Source organism: Candidatus Woesearchaeota archaeon (assembly GCA_016214075.1).
Lineage (GTDB): Archaea > Nanobdellota > Nanobdellia > Woesearchaeales > DSVV01 > JACRPI01.
On the sequence record JACRPI010000025.1, the window covers coordinates 42,856 to 60,428 of the forward strand.

Sequence of the window (17,573 nt, forward strand, 5' to 3'; positions counted from 1 at the left end):
CCTTTCTTATGCTTTAAACTTCAACGGATAAAATGGATTCAGCGGATTCGCTCTATTCTTCTCATCAAATATTTCTTGAGAAAAAGAAACTTCTTTTGTTTCTTTGAAGAGGAGAATTGTCGCGGTCAGCATAATATTGCCAAGCATGAGATGCGATTTGTATTTTACTGCCTGTTCTTTGACTATCATTGCTTCAATCTCTTTCTTCTTTTGCTCGTACTCTTTCATGAGATTGTTCAATGATTTATTCTCGCTCTCTTCTGTTTTCCAGTCTTTCTTTTGGATAGCTTGTTCGTAGCTGCTGAGCCAGCTGTCCAGTCGCTTCATGAGATGTTCTACTTCTTGCAATTTGTGGTATATGTCTTTGTTTTGGAATAATAAGAAGAATAAGCGAATGTTCATTGTTCGTAGACTATTTTTATTGCCTTCTCGTATTTTTGCGCAGTAGCGAAGCTGGCCGTCGATTGTCTCTTGTATTCTTTCTTCTTTATTTTCCTGCTTTTGTTTCTTTTCTAAGAGCGCTTTCTTTTGCTTGTCCAACTGCTCTTTTCTTTTTCTTTGGCTTTTGCTGCCATCAAAGATTTGCTTGAGGGTTTGTTGATAGTCCATTTTAGTTCTATTTCATTTGCTTTTTTTATTTGATTACTTATTTATACCATTATTTTAATAAATAATTACATGCGTTTGTGTAATAGGTCTTTGCTGAGCGATTCTTTCTGCAGCTTGTGTGTATCTTGTCTAAAGGAAGACCTATTTAAAAAAATTTCTGATTAATGCTTGAAATGTTCTTGGTTGTCGAATTATTTGTTGTTGTCTTCCTGTTGGATTTCTTCTTCTTGCAAGGTAATGCGGGATTTCTCTCTCCAATTCTGCTGCTCTCGGAAATTTCGCTTCATCTGCCTTGAACGCGGTACTGTGATGTAATGATCTTCCGTTCGTGTGCGTGAACTTATGCTTTTTGTGAAGCATTTCATGATAGAGCACATATTCCATATATTCTTCTGGCGCACTTTCGAGATATTTGCTCAGCATAATTGTATCACTGCCATACTCATAATGCCCGAGCTTTGCTTTCGCGTAATTTCCCCACTTGAGGCTTGGCTGTTCTAAGACGCCATCAAAGAATTGCTCGTTAATTTTGTTGAATTTTTCTACGAGCATTGGAGATTCCGCTATTTTAGGAATCGCAATATGAACATTTTTGAGGAATTTGTTGTACAAATCCATATTATTGGTCATTATTTTTTTATCGCCTTTTCTTTTGAATATCTTTATTAATAAGGATTGGATCAATCCAATTTGCATTTCTTGCGAAACTTGTTTCCATTCTTTGCTCATTCGAATTTCTATCATGTTGCTTCGCAGCCGAATGTTCGCGTTAAAGCCGTTAAACTGCGCAGTGTATTTTATTGTAGGTATATAGGAGAATGGTCGTTCTGGGTAGATTTCTTTGAACGCTTTTTCGATGAGGTGGTTATTGTTTTCCATGCTATTCTCTTTTGTTTAAGGTAACATTTTGTGACCTTAAAGCTTTATCTCTTTAATAGTAAAGAATGGTCTTCCATATTCAGCGGTTAAGTCAGATTTGTTTTAAATAGCTTCTGTTTTGGTGTTGACAAAATGTATACTCTCAATTTTACGGGGTATTCATTTTATAGTAACTCCAAAGTGATAAATAATTGGGAAAATTTATAAGATATGCGTGAAATCATACTCTCTATGAACAGAAGTACTTTTTTGAAGACAGTGGGAAAAGCTACTGTTGTGTTAGGCAGTGTTTTCTATTTCCCTCATCTCGTTGTTGGCAGTTCAAATGCTTCTCATCTTGAAGAATACTGTTTTCCTATTTCTCCTCACAAATCAGTCGCAATGCGCGCAGTTGATACTACTCCTGAGAAATTTGTCAGAGATACTCCAGGTGTTGAAGCCGCAATTAATGGTTTATATTATGATTCTGATAATCAGAGTGAGGGAATTGCTTATCTCGCTAATAATTGGCATTTTGCTACTGAAAAGCCAGCGCATACAAGAGGATATTTTAGTGTTAATAGAGAAGGAAATAAAATAGATGTGGCAGAGTCTTTAGAAGGTGGTCTTACTGATTATTTTTTAGTTCTAGGAACACATCCATTATTAGTAACAGAAGGAAAAGTTCATGCTCAATCACTTGAAGAAAGATATGCTGGAAGAACTGCTTATAGGTCTGCAATTGGAACAAAAACAGGGAAAGACATCTGCTTTGCGGTTTCAACAGATCAAATTTTCATCAGGGAATGGGCAGACCGATTAAAGAAAGCAGGATATACTGGAGCGCTGAATCTCGATGGCGGTCCACTTTCACAAATGGCAATTCGAGCAAAAGATGGTGTTGTTTCTGTCAAAGGCAATGGAACTGAAAACACAAAGTTGGTTATTTTTTCATACACTCGTTAGGAAAAATTAAACGAACATCAATAGCAGCATTTTTTTACGCTTCATATCTCAAAAGCGCGGCAACTTTGCCCATATCCCGTAATTGAACACCTTCTCTTGTGTCTGTAGAAATAATCTTCACTGTTGTTCCCAACTTTTCTGCTTCTGTTTCAAAGTCTTCAATTTGTTTGTCTTCCAGCGCTTCAGAAAGAAGAAGCGTATCTACAGCTCCCATTTTGAGCACTCGCGTGACTTCTGCTTCTCCATAGCTGACCATTCCTGGTTTTGTATTCAGAAGTTCAAAAAAAGTTCCCATGACTTTCTTTTCATCCGCAAGCTCTTCCGCCGCAAGCAAATCCTGGCTTTTATCAACAAGCTCTTGAACTCCGAACTCTTCAGTATAACTCAAATCTTTAATTCCAAGAATTTTCTTTTTCAAGTCGTTGTTGAGGTAATCATAATTGAGGAAATCATATTTTGTTGGACCTGGGCCGCCAACAATAATCCCTTTCAAATTGGTGTGCATTGGGAGGAATTGCTCTTTCGCGTAATCCGCGACTTTTTTGAAATGATCTTTCACCGCAAGCTCTCTATTTCTTTCGAAACGCGCAGCAGACTGTCCTCCAGCTTTGAATTTTCCAGGAACTTCTGAATGTGTTTTGACAAGGTGCGTGATTTTCTTTCCACGAAGCAACGCGAGATTCGCGTCTCTTCTATCCAACACAATAAGACCATACACTTCTTTGATATCACAAAGTTCCATAAGTGGTTCAAGAATAAACTGTTTATCGCAGCGGTAAATACGAACATTGAGTGGTTCTGGGGGTTCAAAACTCCATACTCGTACGTCACTTTGTCCTTCTCGCTCCGCGACGTTTCCAGAAAACGCGGCAAGTCCATTCTTTGGCGTTTGCGTGAAAAGCTTAAGATGCTGGACCATTCGCTCTAACGCGTCTTGGACGTTTTTTCTTGTTGACGTTGATTTGATGTTTGACGCAGTGCCTTGCTCTTGCGCTAAATGTTGGATAATTTTAATGATGTCATATCCTTCCGGGATGTAGACTGTTACTAATTCTGTATGTCTGCCCCTATATGTTTCGAGTTCTTTTACTAATTTTCTGATGTGAAATCTATCTGTTGCGCTAAGGGTCATAGTACTGAAAAGAGGCGAGTTCTTTATAAATTTTTGTTTGGATACTGTCTTGTTTACGCCCCTTCTTGCTTCTTTCTCTTTGCTTCACAAGCTATTTAAACAGAACAAAAGTTGCTTTGCGTATGATAGAAAAGTCCATCGAAATAACACACCAGCATCTTGAAAAAATACCTTCTCACAAAACAGATGTCCAACTCTACAAACTCTTTGGACCAAATGGTTCTCAAATTACCCGTTATCTTGCTTCAACACCAGAAACTCGAGCAATCTGCAATCAACCAGAAATATTTGGCATGGAATTCACCGAAAAACTGCACACTGCCATTAGAAAAACACTCGAAGTGCTGCCTGAAGTAGAACAATTCAAACAATGGCCAGATTATGAAACCAACGTTATTTCTATTTTGCGTGGCGGCTTGAATTTTGGAATCCGTGAAGCGCTCGCGAAAGCATATGGCTACAATAAACATTCCACGACGTATCTCATTTCCCAGCGAACAAAAGATCCTTTGACCAACAAATGGTCCGCTGAAGTACAGACGTACAAAAAAATTACGATTCCTAAAGTGGTTAATTTCTTTTTAGGCGATGTCATTGGCACAGGAACAAGTTTACGAGAAGCGCTTGCCGCGCTTGACAAAGTTATTGAGCAAGTTAATGTTCGGACTGTGAAACGGTTTACTGTCATGACCTTTGGCTGCTATCGCGCGGAAAAAGTGCTTGAGGAATACGACGCGCAGCTGCGAAAAAAATTTCCAGATTATCAGGGAACAACGATTATCTATTTTGAAGGCAAATTTAAACTTGTGAACAATGAAATCGCTTCTGGCATTCGACTTACTGATTCAGGAACTGATTTTCTGCGTAGAGACTGCATCTTGACTCCAGAATTTGCGCTCAGTCAATATGAACAGGTGTATTTCCCTCTTGAGCGTTGTACTATTTATGACGCGGGAAGCAGAGCGTTTGATATTTTGCTTTACAAAAAAGAATTGCAGGAATATTGGGCAAGGATGCTTAGCGAAGCAAACAATGGATATACATTGTTTGACGCGCTTCAAGAACGATATCCGGATCTTTATGATTCTAAGGAATCGTTTATTGAAGAAAAGAAAAGATTGTGGCATGGCATTTCTGACAGCATGTTGCAGCAGATGTGGCTTGGCTATGAACAGCGTTGGAATCCTGCGTTTATTGAGTACGCGAAATCTCCTGAAGCGTTGAAGAAGATTTGTATCTTGCGTCTTGAGATGATTCAGAATCATGAATGCTGAAGCTCCTCTTCTTCATGGTGATTAGGATTATTCTAGTTTTGCGTTGTAAAGATAAGCAAACCCCTGTACAATTGGTTTACCTACTTCATAAGCAACTTTACATAAACCAACACTGACTAAAGCAGTTCCAATAAGCGTTACTCTATCCGGATCAGTGAATCCCGTTGTATCTGCTAAACAATTTTCTAACGATTGGTATAATGGACTCCCTTCTGATTCAACTAATTTTTGATGTAAATAAGTTCCAGCATTCCAATATGCTGCAGTTATCGGAACCATTGCAGATCCAATACTTGCTATTACTCTTGTTACATTATTCATAACTTTGAGAATGAACCTTTCTTTATAAACATTTTCTTTAATTACTCTTTAATGATAATTAATTTCTTAAAATTTAGTACCTTCTTCTGTTTTAGCAAAAAAATCTCCACAAACTTTATATACTTCTTCATGCTTAATGCTTCATGAATCATGAGGTGAAGCTATGTTAGCGACAATAAGCAAAGGGCAGCAAATTACCATTCCTGCGATAATCAGAGACGCGTTTGATCTTCATGTAGGAAGCAAAGTAGAGATTGAGAAAGTAGGGAATAAGATAGTCATTACTCCTGCTGGCGAAGAGCTTGAGCGTCTGTTTGAGCTTGCAAAGAAGATAAAACCAAAACATAAAATGAGTGTGGAACAAATGGAAGAACTTAATGAGAGAATGTTCCGATGAAATTTATTGATAGTAATATTATTGCATATGCATTTTATGAAAATGAATTGCAGAGACAATGCCAAAATGCAGTGAGAGAAGGAGGAATAATTAATGCTCTTGTTCTTGCTGAAGCTTTTAATATTATTGAATATCATTCCTCGAGAACATATGCAACTCAAGTAATCAGAAGTCTTCTCAAATCTTCACTTCACATAATTCCTGTAGATGTTAATGTTATATTTGAAACAATAAAACAAGCAGAGAAGCAAAAAGAACTCCGATTCATAGACTTACTTCACTTTACAACAGCATTGCAATATAATTGTGAAGCTATTCTTAGTTATGACAAAGATTTTGATAGAAAGGTAATCCCGAGAGAAGAACCAACATGAACATAAAAAAATGGTTTCAAACACGACAGCTTTGGCTTCGTTGGGGAATTATTGGCGCGTCTCTTTGTATTTTCCTTTTCTTGTTTTATCTCTTCGCGTATTTTCCGATGTATCGTTTCTTTTTTGAACAAGAAGAATCAAACGCGGTACTCATCCTTCCTACAATAACAGGACATATATTTCCGATTCTTTCTCATTTTATTGTTGAAGGATCTTCTTTGACCAGCCAATTTTGTCCTTCTACTGAGGAACATTGTGTATACTGGATGGCTCAAGAGATTGCTGTTGAGGAGAATAGAGAATGCGTTCCATGGATCTCAGAAGGAGTTTCAGGATGCTGCGCTCAATTAGAAATGAGTCCAGTCGCTGCGTGCGCAGACCGTGTGGAGATGAGTGTCTCGCTTGGAATGAGTGCGCTTTTAGTCTTTGTCTATTTTGTTCTTGGCGCGGGAATTGGGTTTGTTGTTCAGAAGAGATGGAAGAAGAAATGATATTTTTTCTATTATGATTACCCTAATACCCCTTCTTTGTTTTTGTGAAAAACGCGGAAAACTGGCGAAAAATCGTCCAGCAATATCCTTCTGTTTCTAATCTGCGTGAAGATGTTCTGATATAACTGTTGGTGATGTATTTCATTCTTCCTTTCTTCTTTAATTTTAGAATTAGATCTGTATCTTCCGCAAGATGTCGTGATTCATCATAGCCTGTGAACATACTTGCTTTGCAGAAGAGCATTCCTGAAGCCGCAAGAAAGAAATGTCTGAAAAAGTTTCCGACACTCCACAGAACTTTTGCTTTCCACAAATTTTCTAGGGACCTTGTTTTTGTGACACCACCAACATATCCGTTCTTGATTGCTTTCTGTATTTCAGTGAGGAGATTTGATGCAATAGTACTATCTGCGTCTAAAAAAACAAGAACATCTTCTTTTGCTTTATTCGCGCCATAATTTCGTGCAGCGGAGACATTTTTCTTTTTTATTTCAAATACTTTTTTTGTATATTTTTTTGCAATGGTTGGTGTTTTATCTGTGCAGCTATCGCAGACAACAATGATCTCATAATCTGAAAATGGTTGCTGTTTGATGCTTTGCAAGCATGCTGCAATGTATTCTTCTTCATTGTGTGCGGGTATGATGATGGAAAGCATACCTTCATGGTATTCTTTCTCTTTTTAATGATTTGCGATGAACTGTAAGATAATTATATAAATGGGGTATCGTTCCATTTTCTTATGACAAACACCCTCCTCAATGATCTCCGCTGGAGATACGCGACAAAACAATTTGATCCAACGAAAAAAGTTTCTGAACAGGATCTTCAGGAACTCCTTGAAGCGCTTCGCCTCTCTGCTTCTTCTTTTGGCCTACAGCCATGGAAATTTCTTGTGGTGACTGACGCAACGCTGCGAAAAGAATTACAGCAGCACGCATGGAATCAATCGCAAGTAGTTGACGCTTCTCATCTTCTTGTTTTTTGCGCGCGAACAGATGTCAATGAATCTTACGTCAAAAAATATGTGGAAACGCTTGCATCTACTCGGAAAATTCCTGTTGATTCCTTGAAAGGATATCAAGACATGATGCTTGGTTTTGTCGCGCACAAAGATAAAGCTGCACTTATTGAATGGGCAAAATTGCAAGTTTACATTGCGCTTGGTAATTTATTGACTGTTTGTAGCTATAAACGAATCGATACCTGTCCCATGGAAGGTTTTGACGCAACTGCTTTTGACAAAATATTGGGGCTTGAAAAAATGCATTTGACTACCGCAGTTCTTTGTCCTATTGGCTATCGTTCTGCAGATGATACATACGCTGCTGCAGCGAAAGTACGATTTGGAATGGATGAGGTTGTAGTAAGGAAATAACTTTTCATCTTTTTGTTTTCTTGATTGGGGATTGTCATTCTTTTTTTGATTAAATCAATTATAATGACCCCATTGCACTTCGTGCAATGGGTCCCCCTGACATTTTTTCCTTTGTTAGGCGAATATGAAAAGTTAGTGCGTGTTCTCGTGTTTGTTGTTCCTCAGTAGCTTTTAATCGCCCTATTGCTTTATTGTCAGGGGGACCCATTCCGGCAATGCCGGAATGGGGTTATTATTATTCTCTTTGTGATTTAGAAAAAGAATTAAAATATCTCTCTGCGATCTGATACTTTCGAAAGGTTTATATCCTTCTTTTTCCCGAATACTCTCATGAAAAGGAAATTTCTTGTTTCTCTCATTGTTTTATTCTTTATTCTTATTTTTTCTTCCCCCTCTGCCTTCGCAGAAGCTGAAGAAGTCTTCTCTGATAGTGTTCTCGAAGATGATACTTTTGAACTTGACGGTGAAACGTATACTGTGCATGAATACGCGGATTACACTGGCGTTCGCATTAGTTCAAACAAATATGGAAGCATTCTCATTGATGAAGAAGGCGGCACAGCAATAAAAGGACCATACACCTTTACGCTTGATTCTATCACACAAGATGGAAGCGATATGACCTTTGAAATTACTGTGGAAAAAGAACAGTCTTCTGTCAGCGTGAGCAAGGAAGCGAGCGCGACAAGCGCGAACATTGGTGATGAAATTGAAATCACGGTCACTATTTCCAATGAAGGAGATGATTCTGTCTCTGTTACCTATTCTGAAGATCTTCCTTCAACTGTTGATATTCAGGGAACACCGGAGATTACCAAAGGAACTTCCACCTCTTCACAAAAATCAACAATAGCTGATGTTTATTGGAATGGTGTTCTCTATAAAAGTGAGTCTGCTACTATTGTTTATACTATTGTCATTGATGATTATCCTTCTTCCGGATCGGACATTACTTTAGATGACGTTACTTTTACTTATGAAGATGACACTGGCGAATATGAAGATACTGTCGATTCTTTGACTATAAGCCTTACAGATCCTGTCGCGGTTTCCTTTACTCTTGAATCCGATGAAGACGCGATTTCTCTTGGAACAGAGATGGAATACACAGTCACTCTCTCTAATAATCTTGACCGCGCAATTACTGTTGATTCTTTTGTTTTGACACTTCCTTCTACAGTGAGTGTTTCCTATATTGATACGCAACTTAACGAACAAGATGATGGGACATATAATTGGACAGGGTCTTTAAGCAGCTACGGAGATCAATCATTTTCTGTCTTTATTATTCCAGAAAGTGGTGGAACTCATACATTGGACGCATCCGCAGATTATAGTTATACCTATTCTGGCTCCGACGCGCAATCGTATTCAGCTTCTGAAAGTACTTCTTTTAGTATCGATGTTGCTGATGTTATTCCAATAATTACGCTGAGCAGCGAAACATTTGATGGTGGCGAACCGATTATCATCTATTATTATGTGAATAATTCTGATACTGAAATAAGTTATTCTAACGTTGCTATTACTCTTACCTCAGATCCTTCTGATTTATTTTCTGTTATTCACTATGTCGCGTCGCTCCCAAAAAATACAAAAACGCTTATCAAAAAACAGAATTTTACCGCGCCTTATTCTGACACCGCGTTAGAATATGAAGTGACGATGGCAGGAGATCTTGGTGGTGGAAGCACGTTTGAAGAATCAGAAACTATTTCGATTAACGCCGCGACGTTTACCGCGCCATATGGTCTTTCTTATACTGTTGAGGGCTATGATGAAGAAAATACAAACATGACCCTTGTTTTATCGCTTCTGACGACCATGGCAGATAAACCAACAAGACTCGCGGTTGTTCACACCGCTGATCCTGATTACAAGAAAACTGTTTCTTTAACAACAGACGCGATTGATGAACTCTTCGCGACGCAAGAACCGTATAGTACCTCATGGAGTATTCCTGTCGCCGCGTTTACAGACGAAGAAGTCACCCTCGATATTCAATTGCAGTATACTATCAATGATATTGATTATATCAAATCCCTCTCTGAAACCATTCCTGTGTATCAAGAACCTGAAGTGGAAGAAGAGATCAATGAAACAATTTCCAATGAAACTATTTCTAACACTACTGAAGAAATTTCTGAGGAAATAAACACGACCGAAATAAACGAAACAGAAGTAAACGCAACAGAAGAAGTGATTATAACAGGAGAAGAAGAACATAGTTCTCGAAAATGGGTTGGATTTCTCCTTATCTTAGGGGGTTTGGGTGTTGCTGGCTTTAGTTTACGCTATTTTATCATGAAACAGCAAAAAGCGTCCGCGATCAAGAAATCTATTCAAAGCATGACAAAGAACAGCACGACACAGGAGAAAGTTGCCAGTATTTTTGAAAAAGCGAAGGAAATTATTATTCACGATGTTCCGAGTCCTGTGGAAGGGTATGAAAAACTCGAGAGTTTTATTCGCCATAGTTTTAGCCAAGGAAAAAACAATGAAGAGATTAAGAAAATTCTTGCGGCAAAAGGCTGGATGGAAGAAATCGTGGAGAGTTATTTGCGGCGCTTTAAGTGATTCTTGTGTTTAATGGTGTGATAAGGTAAGATGTTCCGTAAAACTTAAAAAGGGTTATGGAAGAATAGAGAAAATGAGTGATAAATTATCAGATTATCAACGACCAAGAGCGCCTCCTGTTATTGACGCATGGGACGCAGGTGAGCCTGACGCAAATGCTCCTTGTCTTTTTGCAAATGGATTTACGCTTATTGAAGAATATCCAGAAGCACCTCAACACCCTTATCTTGTTTTAGCTCCACTCATGGGAACAAATGGGAGTCATCATTTTGGTGTTGGTCTTTATCTTACTCCTCACACGTCTCGTCACGTCTTACGTCATCCTTCTGAAGATCGAGATGTTGGACAACTCGTTGACGCTCTTGCACAGCATATTGCTTCTGCTCGATTTACCACTGACATTCTTGAAATAAAGACTGAGACTCCTCTTCATATTTATGTTGTAGATCCTGCATGGAGACCGGTTGCAGAACGATTTGTCGCGGAATATGGAAGATCTTCTTCTGAAGTTGTTTATTCTAAATAAACCTATTTAAAATAAGAGAAAAATTATCTGTCAACAAAAATATGATACTTTTCATTGCCTTCTAATTCAGAAACAATTCTTTTGACGACTGTTTTTTCTGGATCTGGCATGAGTTTGACTCGTGTTTTGATGTCCGCGAAATTCTCAAACGGTTTTTCTTCGCGCGCTTCAATAATTTCCCACATGTGCTTTTTTCCAAGTCCTGGCAAAAGCTCAAGCTGATGCATTCTTGTGGAAAGCGGCTGCGCTTTATTGAAAAATTCAATGAACTTTGTTTGATTGGTGTGGACAATTTCTTTGATGACAAACTCAAGTTCTTGTTTCGCGGTTCCAGTGAGTTTGTGCATAGGAAGTCTTCCTACAATATGCTGGATCTCATCTCGCTTGTCTGGTCCAATATATAATTCCTGCATAAGTTTTAATGTGGTTCCTTTTTTTGGAACAAGCTCTAAGAGTGTAAAGTGATCTTTTCCCACTGCCTGCACAATCGCTGTTTTCTTGTGTGTTGGTCGGGGATCTAAGGGATAGCCGTTTGGCAGGAAATCTAAGACTAATACTTTTTCTTCTCTGATACTTGCTTCTCTTTGCATTTGTTCCATAGTTTCACGTTTAGTTAGGATGTAGTCTATTCAGTCCCCCAACTCCTTAAATCTCTATTTATGTTGTGGTAGAACTATATAAAACTTTTGAAACAATTAGAAAAAGGATTACCGGCTCCCTGCTGGGTTGTTTGGGGGGTGGGGTCAATGAGAATTGAGAACTTTCATTGATCCAACAGAGAGCCTGTATCACCATGACGAAGTTGCTGAGTTACACAACCTCTTAGCTATATTTATGTACAAAGATGTATATAAATGTTACGAAAATGTATACTAGTTTGGTGAGTTTGGAGTTCTCGAGCATGCTGTTCTTCACTTTAGAGTGGTTTTTTTTTGAAGTTCTGTTCTTACGCAATCTGTTTCAGAGAAATAGGAATTTCTTTTTTTAGTCGTTCTGCGTAATGCACTGCGATTTCTTCTGCTGTTTTTTGCCGCAGTTCTGTTCCTTTTTCCCATCCTTTTTTCTTTGCATACAAAAGAATCTCATCAGAAAGTGTTTTTTGTTCAGCAAGCGTTCTCGCAAATGGTCTTAAGATACGTCTGTTTTTCCTTTTCATATCTTTTTCCGCGAACTTGAGCACTGCTTTACAATAAGTTTGCATATATTTGTTTTCGATTCCTTCATACGCTGAATGCACCTGCAATGTTTTGTGAATAAAACGTTCTGGTGGAACAAACAACTTTTCGTCTTCCACTGTAAATGGTTTTTTTATTCCTACGTCGCTTGGAACAATCTCTAAATTTTCATCAGAAACTCTTTTTACTGTTGCTTTTATCAACGCAGCAGCTGCGATAAAATGCGCGGGATAATTCATATCCATGCCCCGCTGTTCCAATGTTCCTAACTTATTTATTTTTACAGGATTCCACGCAGTGTCTAAAAATGATCCGTAGTGCGAGAGCGTTCTTATGTTCATGCCTACCTCTAAGATATTCTTTTTCCAATCATGATATTTTTCTTCGATCATTTCAATGACTTCAAAAATAGAGTGCTTATAGCCAGGCAATTGCCCGAACTCTTCATAATGATGATACAGTGATTGCGCGCATTTGAGCGCGGGGCTTCCTCTATACACTAACATTCTAGAATCTTTCGCAAGATGCTTTCCCTGATAAAAAGGAGAAGACTGCATAAATGTCGTGAGCGCAGGATCCATGGCAATCATTGTGTTGTAGCCGTTGAGCAGCGCATGCTCGTGTTTGAGATCAAGGAATTGAAGCAGCGAAATGTTTTTAACTAAAGGAAGGTTAAACGGAAGTTCATAATGACAATGAAATCCGACACATCTTCCCGCTATTAAAAATCTTTTTTCTCCAAAAAGCTCGCTTTTTATTTTATATTTTTTATCTGTTCGCATCAAGGGTGTCATTTTTCCCGGATATGTCGCAAGCGGGAGTAACGAAAGATGATGCTTTTCCGCTGTTTCCTGAACCTTTTCCATATTTTGCAGAAGAAGAAGCGCTGTTTTTGTGACAAACTCATGGGGTGGCGCTTTGATTTCAATCATATCATGGCTGCACTCTTGCACGATGTGCTCTTTCATGCTCTGTTTTTTGTGAAGCTCCTTTAACACAACATCCGCTTCATTGGCGATTTTTCCTTTATTATTTATTAGAAAAAGTTCTGTTTCCAATCCTATTCGCAGTACTGATTTCATGTTTTTCTTTTCTTATTTCTTTTCTCTTATTTAAGTACTTATGTTTTCTTGCTTTTTCCGTTTTAATACCCGTAGAATGTAAATCGGTCTTCTTCACACATCAACGCGTAGAGTCCGTTTGGCGCGCGTTGCCTGAATATAAAAAAAGAATTTATGTCTTGTTCTGAAAATAAACACTGTTTGTACGGATGGGTATGTAGTGAGACAAGTGTTTCTGTAGGACACCCTGTCGAAACAACTCTATGCACGGATTGGCTATACATATGCGGAATTTCCATCTCTGAAAGGACGTATGTTTTTTCTGTTGTTGTTTCATTATCTGTTGTTTGTGTTTTTGTTTCTCTCACATTCCCAAAAAAGCACGCGGCAAACTCATAGCGTTGATGAGCAACATAATACTCGAGAAGCTCATGATATACTTCTTTCTCGAAAATGACTTTTGTTTGGTTTCCTATCGCAAGGGTGAAGTTTTCATCTACTTCTGCGCTGACCATCTGTCCTTCAAAGATCTGCAGCATATACGGACCAACGCCGAGATAGGTTAATGACAAGTAGACGAGAAAAATGCCGACAATGAAAAGAAACACTCTTTTGAGGACGCGAGAGAATTTGGATTCTTCTGTTGTATCATTCTCTATGTCGTTCTGGATCGCTGCGTGCATGTGGTCTTCTTCGTCCTGCTTATTTTTCTGCATGCAAAATTCAAAAGAAAGAGGGTTTATATGTTTTTGTTCTCGCAATCTTTATATATAATCAGCATTCGCTATATGTGATGATAATCGAAATTGTTGTTTTTTTCTTCTTTGTGGCGCTCTCCGCGTTCTCATCATGCGCAGAAACCGCATTCATGGCGGTAAGTAGTTTGAAAGTAGAGACATTGGCAAAAGAGAAAGTCAAGGGAGCGCAAACACTGCTCCATCTTAAACAAAAACCAAGAGAATTTATTATTACCATTCTTATTGGCAATAATATTGTGAATGCTGCAGCTGCTTCTCTCGCAACTGTTCTCGCGACATCTTTATTCGATAGTAATGGTGTTGTTATCGCGACAGGGATTACAGCTTTTATTATTCTTACATTTGGGGAGATTATTCCTAAAAGCTTCGCGACAAGCCATGCGGAACCTATTGCGCTGTTTCTTGCGCCTATGGGAATCATCGCAATTAAAGTACTTTATCCTTTTGTCATCATATTTGAATGGCTTACCAAGCTCTTTCTCAAAATGTTTGGTGGTCATAAAGCAGCGCCCCTTTACTCTGAATCGGAACTGCGAACGCTTGTTGAGCTCGGTGTCCGAGAAAACAGACTTGGCAATACAGAAAAGGTATTTATTGAAGGGATTCTTGATTTTAAACAAAATGTAGTGAAAGATGTTATGACGCCAAAACGGCGTATGTTTTCCCTCGATGAAAATCTTACTGTCGAAGCTGCTGTCCATGAAATCAACAAGCGCGAGCATACAAGAACACCTATTTATTCTGGCTCAAAAGAAAATATTGTTGGCATTGTGTATCTGAAGGATTTGCTTCAGGCGCTTGCGGAACACAAACAAGAAGTGAAAATACGCGAGATCGCGAAAAAACCCCTTTTTGTTGAGGAAAATTATCCTATCAAACGTTTGTTTAAAGAATTGAAAGGACGACACGTGCATATCGCGATTGCGCTCAACAAAAAGCGAGAATTAAAAGGACTTGTCACTATGGAAGACATTATTGAAGAGATTGTTGGCGACATCTTTGATGAAAAAGATATTTCTCCTACTTTAATCAAGCGTATCAAAAAGAACATAATCATTGTTCATGGGGATACAGAGATTGAAGACATTAACGCGTTCTTTAACATTAGACTTCCTTACGATCAAAAAATAAACACGCTCAACCAGTTCCTTGAGACATTGAAGAAGAAAGAATGGCAGGAAGGAATGAAAGTTCGCTTTAATGAATTGACTTTTATTATTCGCGAAGTTGAGGAGAAGAAACCTGTTAAAATTTTTATTGAGAAGAAATAAATTTATTCTATCCCATGGAAAAAGAAGAAGAAGAGAAATCGAAGAAAATCCGCTGCTTTATCGCAGTTGAACTTCCTTCTGAAATACAGGAAAAAATGGCGCCACTGCTTTCCGAATTACAGATGCGGGGAGTAAAACCGGTTGCTCTTGAAAATATTCATGTGACACTGAAATTTCTTGGCTATGTCTCGCATAATACGCTTTTGAAGGTAAAAGAAGCGCTTTCTCGTGTTTCGTTGCTTGCTTTTTCTTTTTCTGTTAAGGAGATGGGGTGTTTTCCTACTGAGAAAAGGCCTCGTGTTGTGTGGGTTGGCTGCGAAAGCGTTGCGCTCCAACAATTGGGCGATGAGATCAACACGCTTCTCGCGCCTTTGTTTCCAAAAGAGACATTTACTGCGCATTTGACGCTTGCTCGGGTTAAGGATATGAAGGATGTGGAGACACGCGAAAAGATACAACACTTTATCACAAAACATAAGAATGATTTGTTTGGAACAATAAAATGTACACATTTTTTGCTCAAAGAAAGCCAGCTTCGAAAAAGTGGTCCAATCTACTCCACTCTTGAAACATTTTCCCTGCGTGCGTGATGGTATGCGAAAGAAAACAAAAAAAATAACAAAGACTCTAAAGTCAATAAAAAAAACTGCAAAGAAGAATAAGAAAAAGCCTGTCAAACAACGCGCGAAAAAAGTTCTCGCGATTGGCGCTGAAGCAGTGCTTACTCTGCATAAGCATAAGGGAGTTGCTCATGTTGAAGTTCGCGAACGCGTCGCGAAGCGAAAGTGCTTGATAAACTCAAGGAGTTAGGTTTTACGCCAAAGGTTCTGTTTTCTGATGAGGAGGAGATTATCGAAATCGAGTATTTGCATGGCAAGAAACTTGCTGATTCTCTTGAACAAACAGATTGTGTCGCGATTGGAAAAGAAATTGGCAAAAAAATACGACAAATTCATGACGCAGGAATTATTCATGGCGATCTGACGACATCAAACATGATTCTTGTTTCCAATATTGTTTATTTCATTGATTTTGGGTTGAGTTTTTTCTCACAAAAGAGAGAAGATAAAGCTGTGGATCTTCATGTTCTCGAAGAAGCGCTGGAAAGCAAGCATCATACGGTGAGCAGAAAAGTATTTGCCGCAGTGAAAGAAGCGTATGGTGATCAAGAAGTGTTACAACGATTATTGGAAGTGGAGTTAAGGGGAAGGAATAAAAAGGGGTCGTGAATATTCATTATTTATTCTTGATGAACACAAAGCCAACAACAACAATGGCACAGACGGACAACTTTTTGGCTTTCTTATCCTTACCTCTGCCAAAAAGCTTGTCCTACTTCGTAAAATTTGTTTCACCAATTTTACTCCGTCTCGCCATGTTGTTGGCTTGCGGTAATAAAGTTCAAAGTAGTTTAATTATGTACTTCACCTCAAAAATCCAGAAAAAACTCTAAGAAAATCTATTGAGCTGCCGCTTCTGCAGCTTGCTGTGGCGCTTCAGAACGAACTGGCGGCCGTCGTGGCGCTCTATTCTGAGAACCCTGCATGATCTGTTCGACATTAATCGATGGATGCGGCAACGCAGTGACTTTCGCGGTTGGTTTTGTGATGTGCATCATGCGGATTTCGCTTGCTCTAATTGGATACACATGCCGAACTGCTTCTCGGACACCTGCTTGTAATTTTCCAGTGACTGCGTCTTTGAAAACTGTATCGTAATCATTCTGTGAAACATACGTCGCGATAAACGCAATCGCGTATCTGCGCAACGCGGTTAATGTCGATCTGTTTGTTTCATACGCTGTTAAGAGGAATGGTTTCATCGCGAGTTTCACGCCGTCTTTTGTTTCGCAAATAAAGGACGCGTCAACACGTTCTCGTCCTCTTCGAACAAGGCGTTTAATAGAAGCTGGAGCAATATCATACGCAACTGCCTTTGTTTGGCCTTTGCCTTCCGCGACATTGTCTACTGCGAATGTGACGGTGATATGCTGTTTTTTCATATCTCCTGTAAGACTCATAAGGCTTAATCCGATTGTTTTACCCATTGTTTGTTTCGCGTCTTCAACAAGTGTTTCTCCAATAACTGCTTTCCCAAATACTTCAGGCGCAACTATCTGGAACCATGCTTTCTTTTTTTTAGAGATTGGTGCTTTCTTCTTGACAATTGGTTTTTTTGACTCTTTTTCGTCAGCCATAGCTTTGTGAATTAACTGCTTGTTTATAAATGTTTTTAATTTGTTTGTGGTTACGAAAACTACAAACAGGACATTGTCTATTTAGCGTCATCTATATATATTAGTTAATTCTTAGGTTGTTTTGGTGATTTTTATGGACATTCAATGTTTGAACTGTAAATCCAGTGATATTGCTAAAAAAGGTTATAGAAAAAATAAGTTAGGAAAA

General features: G+C 38.6%; 21 protein-coding genes. 12 read left to right on the plus strand and 9 right to left on the minus strand.

Going from position 1 to position 17,573, the window contains the following annotated elements; genetic code table 11:
- Positions 1 to 6: 6 nt before the first annotated feature.
- Positions 7 to 609: a hypothetical protein gene (locus HZC31_05350; protein MBI5002788.1), complete on the minus strand. Its 603-nt coding sequence runs from the start codon at positions 607 to 609 to the stop codon at positions 7 to 9.
- A gap of 141 nt (positions 610 to 750) precedes the next feature.
- Positions 751 to 1,488, minus strand: coding sequence for a SprT-like domain-containing protein (locus tag HZC31_05355; protein ID MBI5002789.1), 738 nt, complete (start codon positions 1,486 to 1,488; stop codon positions 751 to 753).
- Positions 1,489 to 1,719: 231 nt separating this feature from the next.
- Between HZC31_05355 and HZC31_05360 the strand changes: the two genes are divergently transcribed.
- Positions 1,720 to 2,433 carry a phosphodiester glycosidase family protein gene (locus tag HZC31_05360; protein MBI5002790.1) on the plus strand — a complete coding sequence of 238 codons (714 nt, stop codon included), beginning with the start codon at positions 1,720 to 1,722 and terminating at the stop codon, positions 2,431 to 2,433.
- Between the two features lie 34 nt (positions 2,434 to 2,467).
- On the opposite strand, the gene HZC31_05365 is transcribed toward HZC31_05360, so the two are convergent.
- Positions 2,468 to 3,565, minus strand: coding sequence for a peptide chain release factor aRF-1 (locus HZC31_05365; protein ID MBI5002791.1), 1,098 nt, complete (start codon positions 3,563 to 3,565; stop codon positions 2,468 to 2,470).
- Between the two features lie 122 nt (positions 3,566 to 3,687).
- On the opposite strand from HZC31_05365, the gene HZC31_05370 reads away from it, so the two are divergent.
- Positions 3,688 to 4,839: a hypothetical protein gene (locus tag HZC31_05370; GenBank protein MBI5002792.1), complete on the plus strand. Its 1,152-nt coding sequence runs from the start codon at positions 3,688 to 3,690 to the stop codon at positions 4,837 to 4,839.
- Between the two features lie 27 nt (positions 4,840 to 4,866).
- On the opposite strand, the gene HZC31_05375 is transcribed toward HZC31_05370, so the two are convergent.
- Positions 4,867 to 5,160 (minus strand): hypothetical protein, encoded by a 294-nt coding sequence (locus tag HZC31_05375; protein ID MBI5002793.1) that lies wholly within the window; start codon positions 5,158 to 5,160, stop codon positions 4,867 to 4,869.
- A gap of 163 nt (positions 5,161 to 5,323) precedes the next feature.
- Between HZC31_05375 and HZC31_05380 the strand changes: the two genes are divergently transcribed.
- From HZC31_05380 to HZC31_05390, 3 genes are read left to right on the plus strand one after another with little or no spacing between them, the layout of a single operon-like run.
- Complete coding sequence (locus HZC31_05380) at positions 5,324 to 5,557, plus strand: AbrB/MazE/SpoVT family DNA-binding domain-containing protein (GenBank protein MBI5002794.1); 234 nt, start codon at positions 5,324 to 5,326, stop codon at positions 5,555 to 5,557.
- Complete coding sequence (locus tag HZC31_05385) at positions 5,554 to 5,931, plus strand: PIN domain-containing protein (protein MBI5002795.1); 378 nt, start codon at positions 5,554 to 5,556, stop codon at positions 5,929 to 5,931. The genes HZC31_05380 and HZC31_05385 overlap by 4 nt, the downstream gene beginning before the upstream one ends.
- Positions 5,928 to 6,422: a hypothetical protein gene (locus HZC31_05390; protein ID MBI5002796.1), complete on the plus strand. Its 495-nt coding sequence runs from the start codon at positions 5,928 to 5,930 to the stop codon at positions 6,420 to 6,422. Before HZC31_05385 ends, HZC31_05390 begins: the two co-directional genes overlap by 4 nt.
- A 22-nt stretch (positions 6,423 to 6,444) precedes the next feature.
- Here the strand turns inward: HZC31_05390 and HZC31_05395 are convergent, their stop codons facing one another.
- On the minus strand, positions 6,445 to 7,080 hold the full coding sequence (locus HZC31_05395) for a glycosyltransferase (GenBank protein MBI5002797.1): 636 nt from the start codon (positions 7,078 to 7,080) through the stop codon (positions 6,445 to 6,447).
- 84 nt (positions 7,081 to 7,164) lie between these two features.
- On the opposite strand from HZC31_05395, the gene HZC31_05400 reads away from it, so the two are divergent.
- The 3 genes from HZC31_05400 to HZC31_05410 all read left to right on the plus strand — a co-directional run bounded on the left by HZC31_05400 (position 7,165) and on the right by HZC31_05410 (position 10,903).
- Positions 7,165 to 7,800: an NAD(P)H-dependent oxidoreductase gene (locus HZC31_05400; protein ID MBI5002798.1), complete on the plus strand. Its 636-nt coding sequence runs from the start codon at positions 7,165 to 7,167 to the stop codon at positions 7,798 to 7,800.
- Positions 7,801 to 8,130: 330 nt separating this feature from the next.
- Positions 8,131 to 10,377 (plus strand): hypothetical protein, encoded by a 2,247-nt coding sequence (locus HZC31_05405; GenBank protein ID MBI5002799.1) that lies wholly within the window; start codon positions 8,131 to 8,133, stop codon positions 10,375 to 10,377.
- A gap of 73 nt (positions 10,378 to 10,450) precedes the next feature.
- Positions 10,451 to 10,903 (plus strand): hypothetical protein, encoded by a 453-nt coding sequence (locus HZC31_05410; protein MBI5002800.1) that lies wholly within the window; start codon positions 10,451 to 10,453, stop codon positions 10,901 to 10,903.
- Positions 10,904 to 10,926: 23 nt separating this feature from the next.
- Here the strand turns inward: HZC31_05410 and HZC31_05415 are convergent, their stop codons facing one another.
- The 3 genes from HZC31_05415 to HZC31_05425 all read right to left on the minus strand — a co-directional run bounded on the left by HZC31_05415 (position 10,927) and on the right by HZC31_05425 (position 13,855).
- On the minus strand, positions 10,927 to 11,502 hold the full coding sequence (locus HZC31_05415) for a DUF655 domain-containing protein (GenBank protein MBI5002801.1): 576 nt from the start codon (positions 11,500 to 11,502) through the stop codon (positions 10,927 to 10,929).
- A gap of 347 nt (positions 11,503 to 11,849) precedes the next feature.
- A complete protein-coding gene (locus HZC31_05420) occupies positions 11,850 to 13,160 on the minus strand; it encodes a hypothetical protein (GenBank protein ID MBI5002802.1) in 1,311 nt (436 codons plus the stop codon).
- Positions 13,161 to 13,222: 62 nt separating this feature from the next.
- Positions 13,223 to 13,855: a hypothetical protein gene (locus HZC31_05425; GenBank protein ID MBI5002803.1), complete on the minus strand. Its 633-nt coding sequence runs from the start codon at positions 13,853 to 13,855 to the stop codon at positions 13,223 to 13,225.
- A gap of 77 nt (positions 13,856 to 13,932) precedes the next feature.
- Between HZC31_05425 and HZC31_05430 the strand changes: the two genes are divergently transcribed.
- The 4 genes from HZC31_05430 to HZC31_05445 are packed head-to-tail and all read left to right on the plus strand — an operon-like array spanning position 13,933 to position 16,397.
- Positions 13,933 to 15,168 carry an HlyC/CorC family transporter gene (locus tag HZC31_05430; GenBank protein ID MBI5002804.1) on the plus strand — a complete coding sequence of 412 codons (1,236 nt, stop codon included), beginning with the start codon at positions 13,933 to 13,935 and terminating at the stop codon, positions 15,166 to 15,168.
- A gap of 14 nt (positions 15,169 to 15,182) precedes the next feature.
- Positions 15,183 to 15,758, plus strand: coding sequence for an RNA 2',3'-cyclic phosphodiesterase (gene thpR / locus HZC31_05435; GenBank protein ID MBI5002805.1), 576 nt, complete (start codon positions 15,183 to 15,185; stop codon positions 15,756 to 15,758).
- 4 nt (positions 15,759 to 15,762) lie between these two features.
- On the plus strand, positions 15,763 to 15,978 hold the full coding sequence (locus HZC31_05440) for a hypothetical protein (GenBank protein MBI5002806.1): 216 nt from the start codon (positions 15,763 to 15,765) through the stop codon (positions 15,976 to 15,978).
- The gene (locus HZC31_05445; GenBank protein MBI5002807.1) at positions 15,954 to 16,397 is read left to right on the plus strand and encodes a Kae1-associated serine/threonine protein kinase; all 444 of its coding nucleotides are present in this window, start codon (positions 15,954 to 15,956) and stop codon (positions 16,395 to 16,397) included. Before HZC31_05440 ends, HZC31_05445 begins: the two co-directional genes overlap by 25 nt.
- A 230-nt stretch (positions 16,398 to 16,627) precedes the next feature.
- Here HZC31_05445 and HZC31_05450 read toward each other — a convergent pair whose 3' ends face one another.
- Positions 16,628 to 17,365 carry a hypothetical protein gene (locus HZC31_05450; protein ID MBI5002808.1) on the minus strand — a complete coding sequence of 246 codons (738 nt, stop codon included), beginning with the start codon at positions 17,363 to 17,365 and terminating at the stop codon, positions 16,628 to 16,630.
- Positions 17,366 to 17,573: the final 208 nt, after the last annotated feature.

What these genes read in the sequence shown, in the direction of transcription:
- HZC31_05350 (MBI5002788.1), bottom strand. Translation starts at nt 609, where the DNA reads ATGGACTATCAACAAACCCTCAAGCAAATCTTTGATGGCAGCAAAAGC.
- HZC31_05355 (MBI5002789.1), bottom strand. Translation starts at nt 1,488, where the DNA reads ATGGAAAACAATAACCACCTCATCGAAAAAGCGTTCAAAGAAATCTAC.
- HZC31_05360 (MBI5002790.1), top strand. Translation starts at nt 1,720, where the DNA reads ATGAACAGAAGTACTTTTTTGAAGACAGTGGGAAAAGCTACTGTTGTG.
- HZC31_05365 (MBI5002791.1), bottom strand. Translation starts at nt 3,565, where the DNA reads ATGACCCTTAGCGCAACAGATAGATTTCACATCAGAAAATTAGTAAAA.
- HZC31_05370 (MBI5002792.1), top strand. Translation starts at nt 3,688, where the DNA reads ATGATAGAAAAGTCCATCGAAATAACACACCAGCATCTTGAAAAAATA.
- HZC31_05375 (MBI5002793.1), bottom strand. Translation starts at nt 5,160, where the DNA reads ATGAATAATGTAACAAGAGTAATAGCAAGTATTGGATCTGCAATGGTT.
- HZC31_05380 (MBI5002794.1), top strand. Translation starts at nt 5,324, where the DNA reads ATGTTAGCGACAATAAGCAAAGGGCAGCAAATTACCATTCCTGCGATA.
- HZC31_05385 (MBI5002795.1), top strand. Translation starts at nt 5,554, where the DNA reads ATGAAATTTATTGATAGTAATATTATTGCATATGCATTTTATGAAAAT.
- HZC31_05390 (MBI5002796.1), top strand. Translation starts at nt 5,928, where the DNA reads ATGAACATAAAAAAATGGTTTCAAACACGACAGCTTTGGCTTCGTTGG.
- HZC31_05395 (MBI5002797.1), bottom strand. Translation starts at nt 7,080, where the DNA reads ATGCTTTCCATCATCATACCCGCACACAATGAAGAAGAATACATTGCA.
- HZC31_05400 (MBI5002798.1), top strand. Translation starts at nt 7,165, where the DNA reads ATGACAAACACCCTCCTCAATGATCTCCGCTGGAGATACGCGACAAAA.
- HZC31_05405 (MBI5002799.1), top strand. Translation starts at nt 8,131, where the DNA reads ATGAAAAGGAAATTTCTTGTTTCTCTCATTGTTTTATTCTTTATTCTT.
- HZC31_05410 (MBI5002800.1), top strand. Translation starts at nt 10,451, where the DNA reads ATGAGTGATAAATTATCAGATTATCAACGACCAAGAGCGCCTCCTGTT.
- HZC31_05415 (MBI5002801.1), bottom strand. Translation starts at nt 11,502, where the DNA reads ATGGAACAAATGCAAAGAGAAGCAAGTATCAGAGAAGAAAAAGTATTA.
- HZC31_05420 (MBI5002802.1), bottom strand. Translation starts at nt 13,160, where the DNA reads ATGAAATCAGTACTGCGAATAGGATTGGAAACAGAACTTTTTCTAATA.
- HZC31_05425 (MBI5002803.1), bottom strand. Translation starts at nt 13,855, where the DNA reads ATGCAGAAAAATAAGCAGGACGAAGAAGACCACATGCACGCAGCGATC.
- HZC31_05430 (MBI5002804.1), top strand. Translation starts at nt 13,933, where the DNA reads ATGATAATCGAAATTGTTGTTTTTTTCTTCTTTGTGGCGCTCTCCGCG.
- thpR (MBI5002805.1), top strand. Translation starts at nt 15,183, where the DNA reads ATGGAAAAAGAAGAAGAAGAGAAATCGAAGAAAATCCGCTGCTTTATC.
- HZC31_05440 (MBI5002806.1), top strand. Translation starts at nt 15,763, where the DNA reads ATGCGAAAGAAAACAAAAAAAATAACAAAGACTCTAAAGTCAATAAAA.
- HZC31_05450 (MBI5002808.1), bottom strand. Translation starts at nt 17,365, where the DNA reads ATGGCTGACGAAAAAGAGTCAAAAAAACCAATTGTCAAGAAGAAAGCA.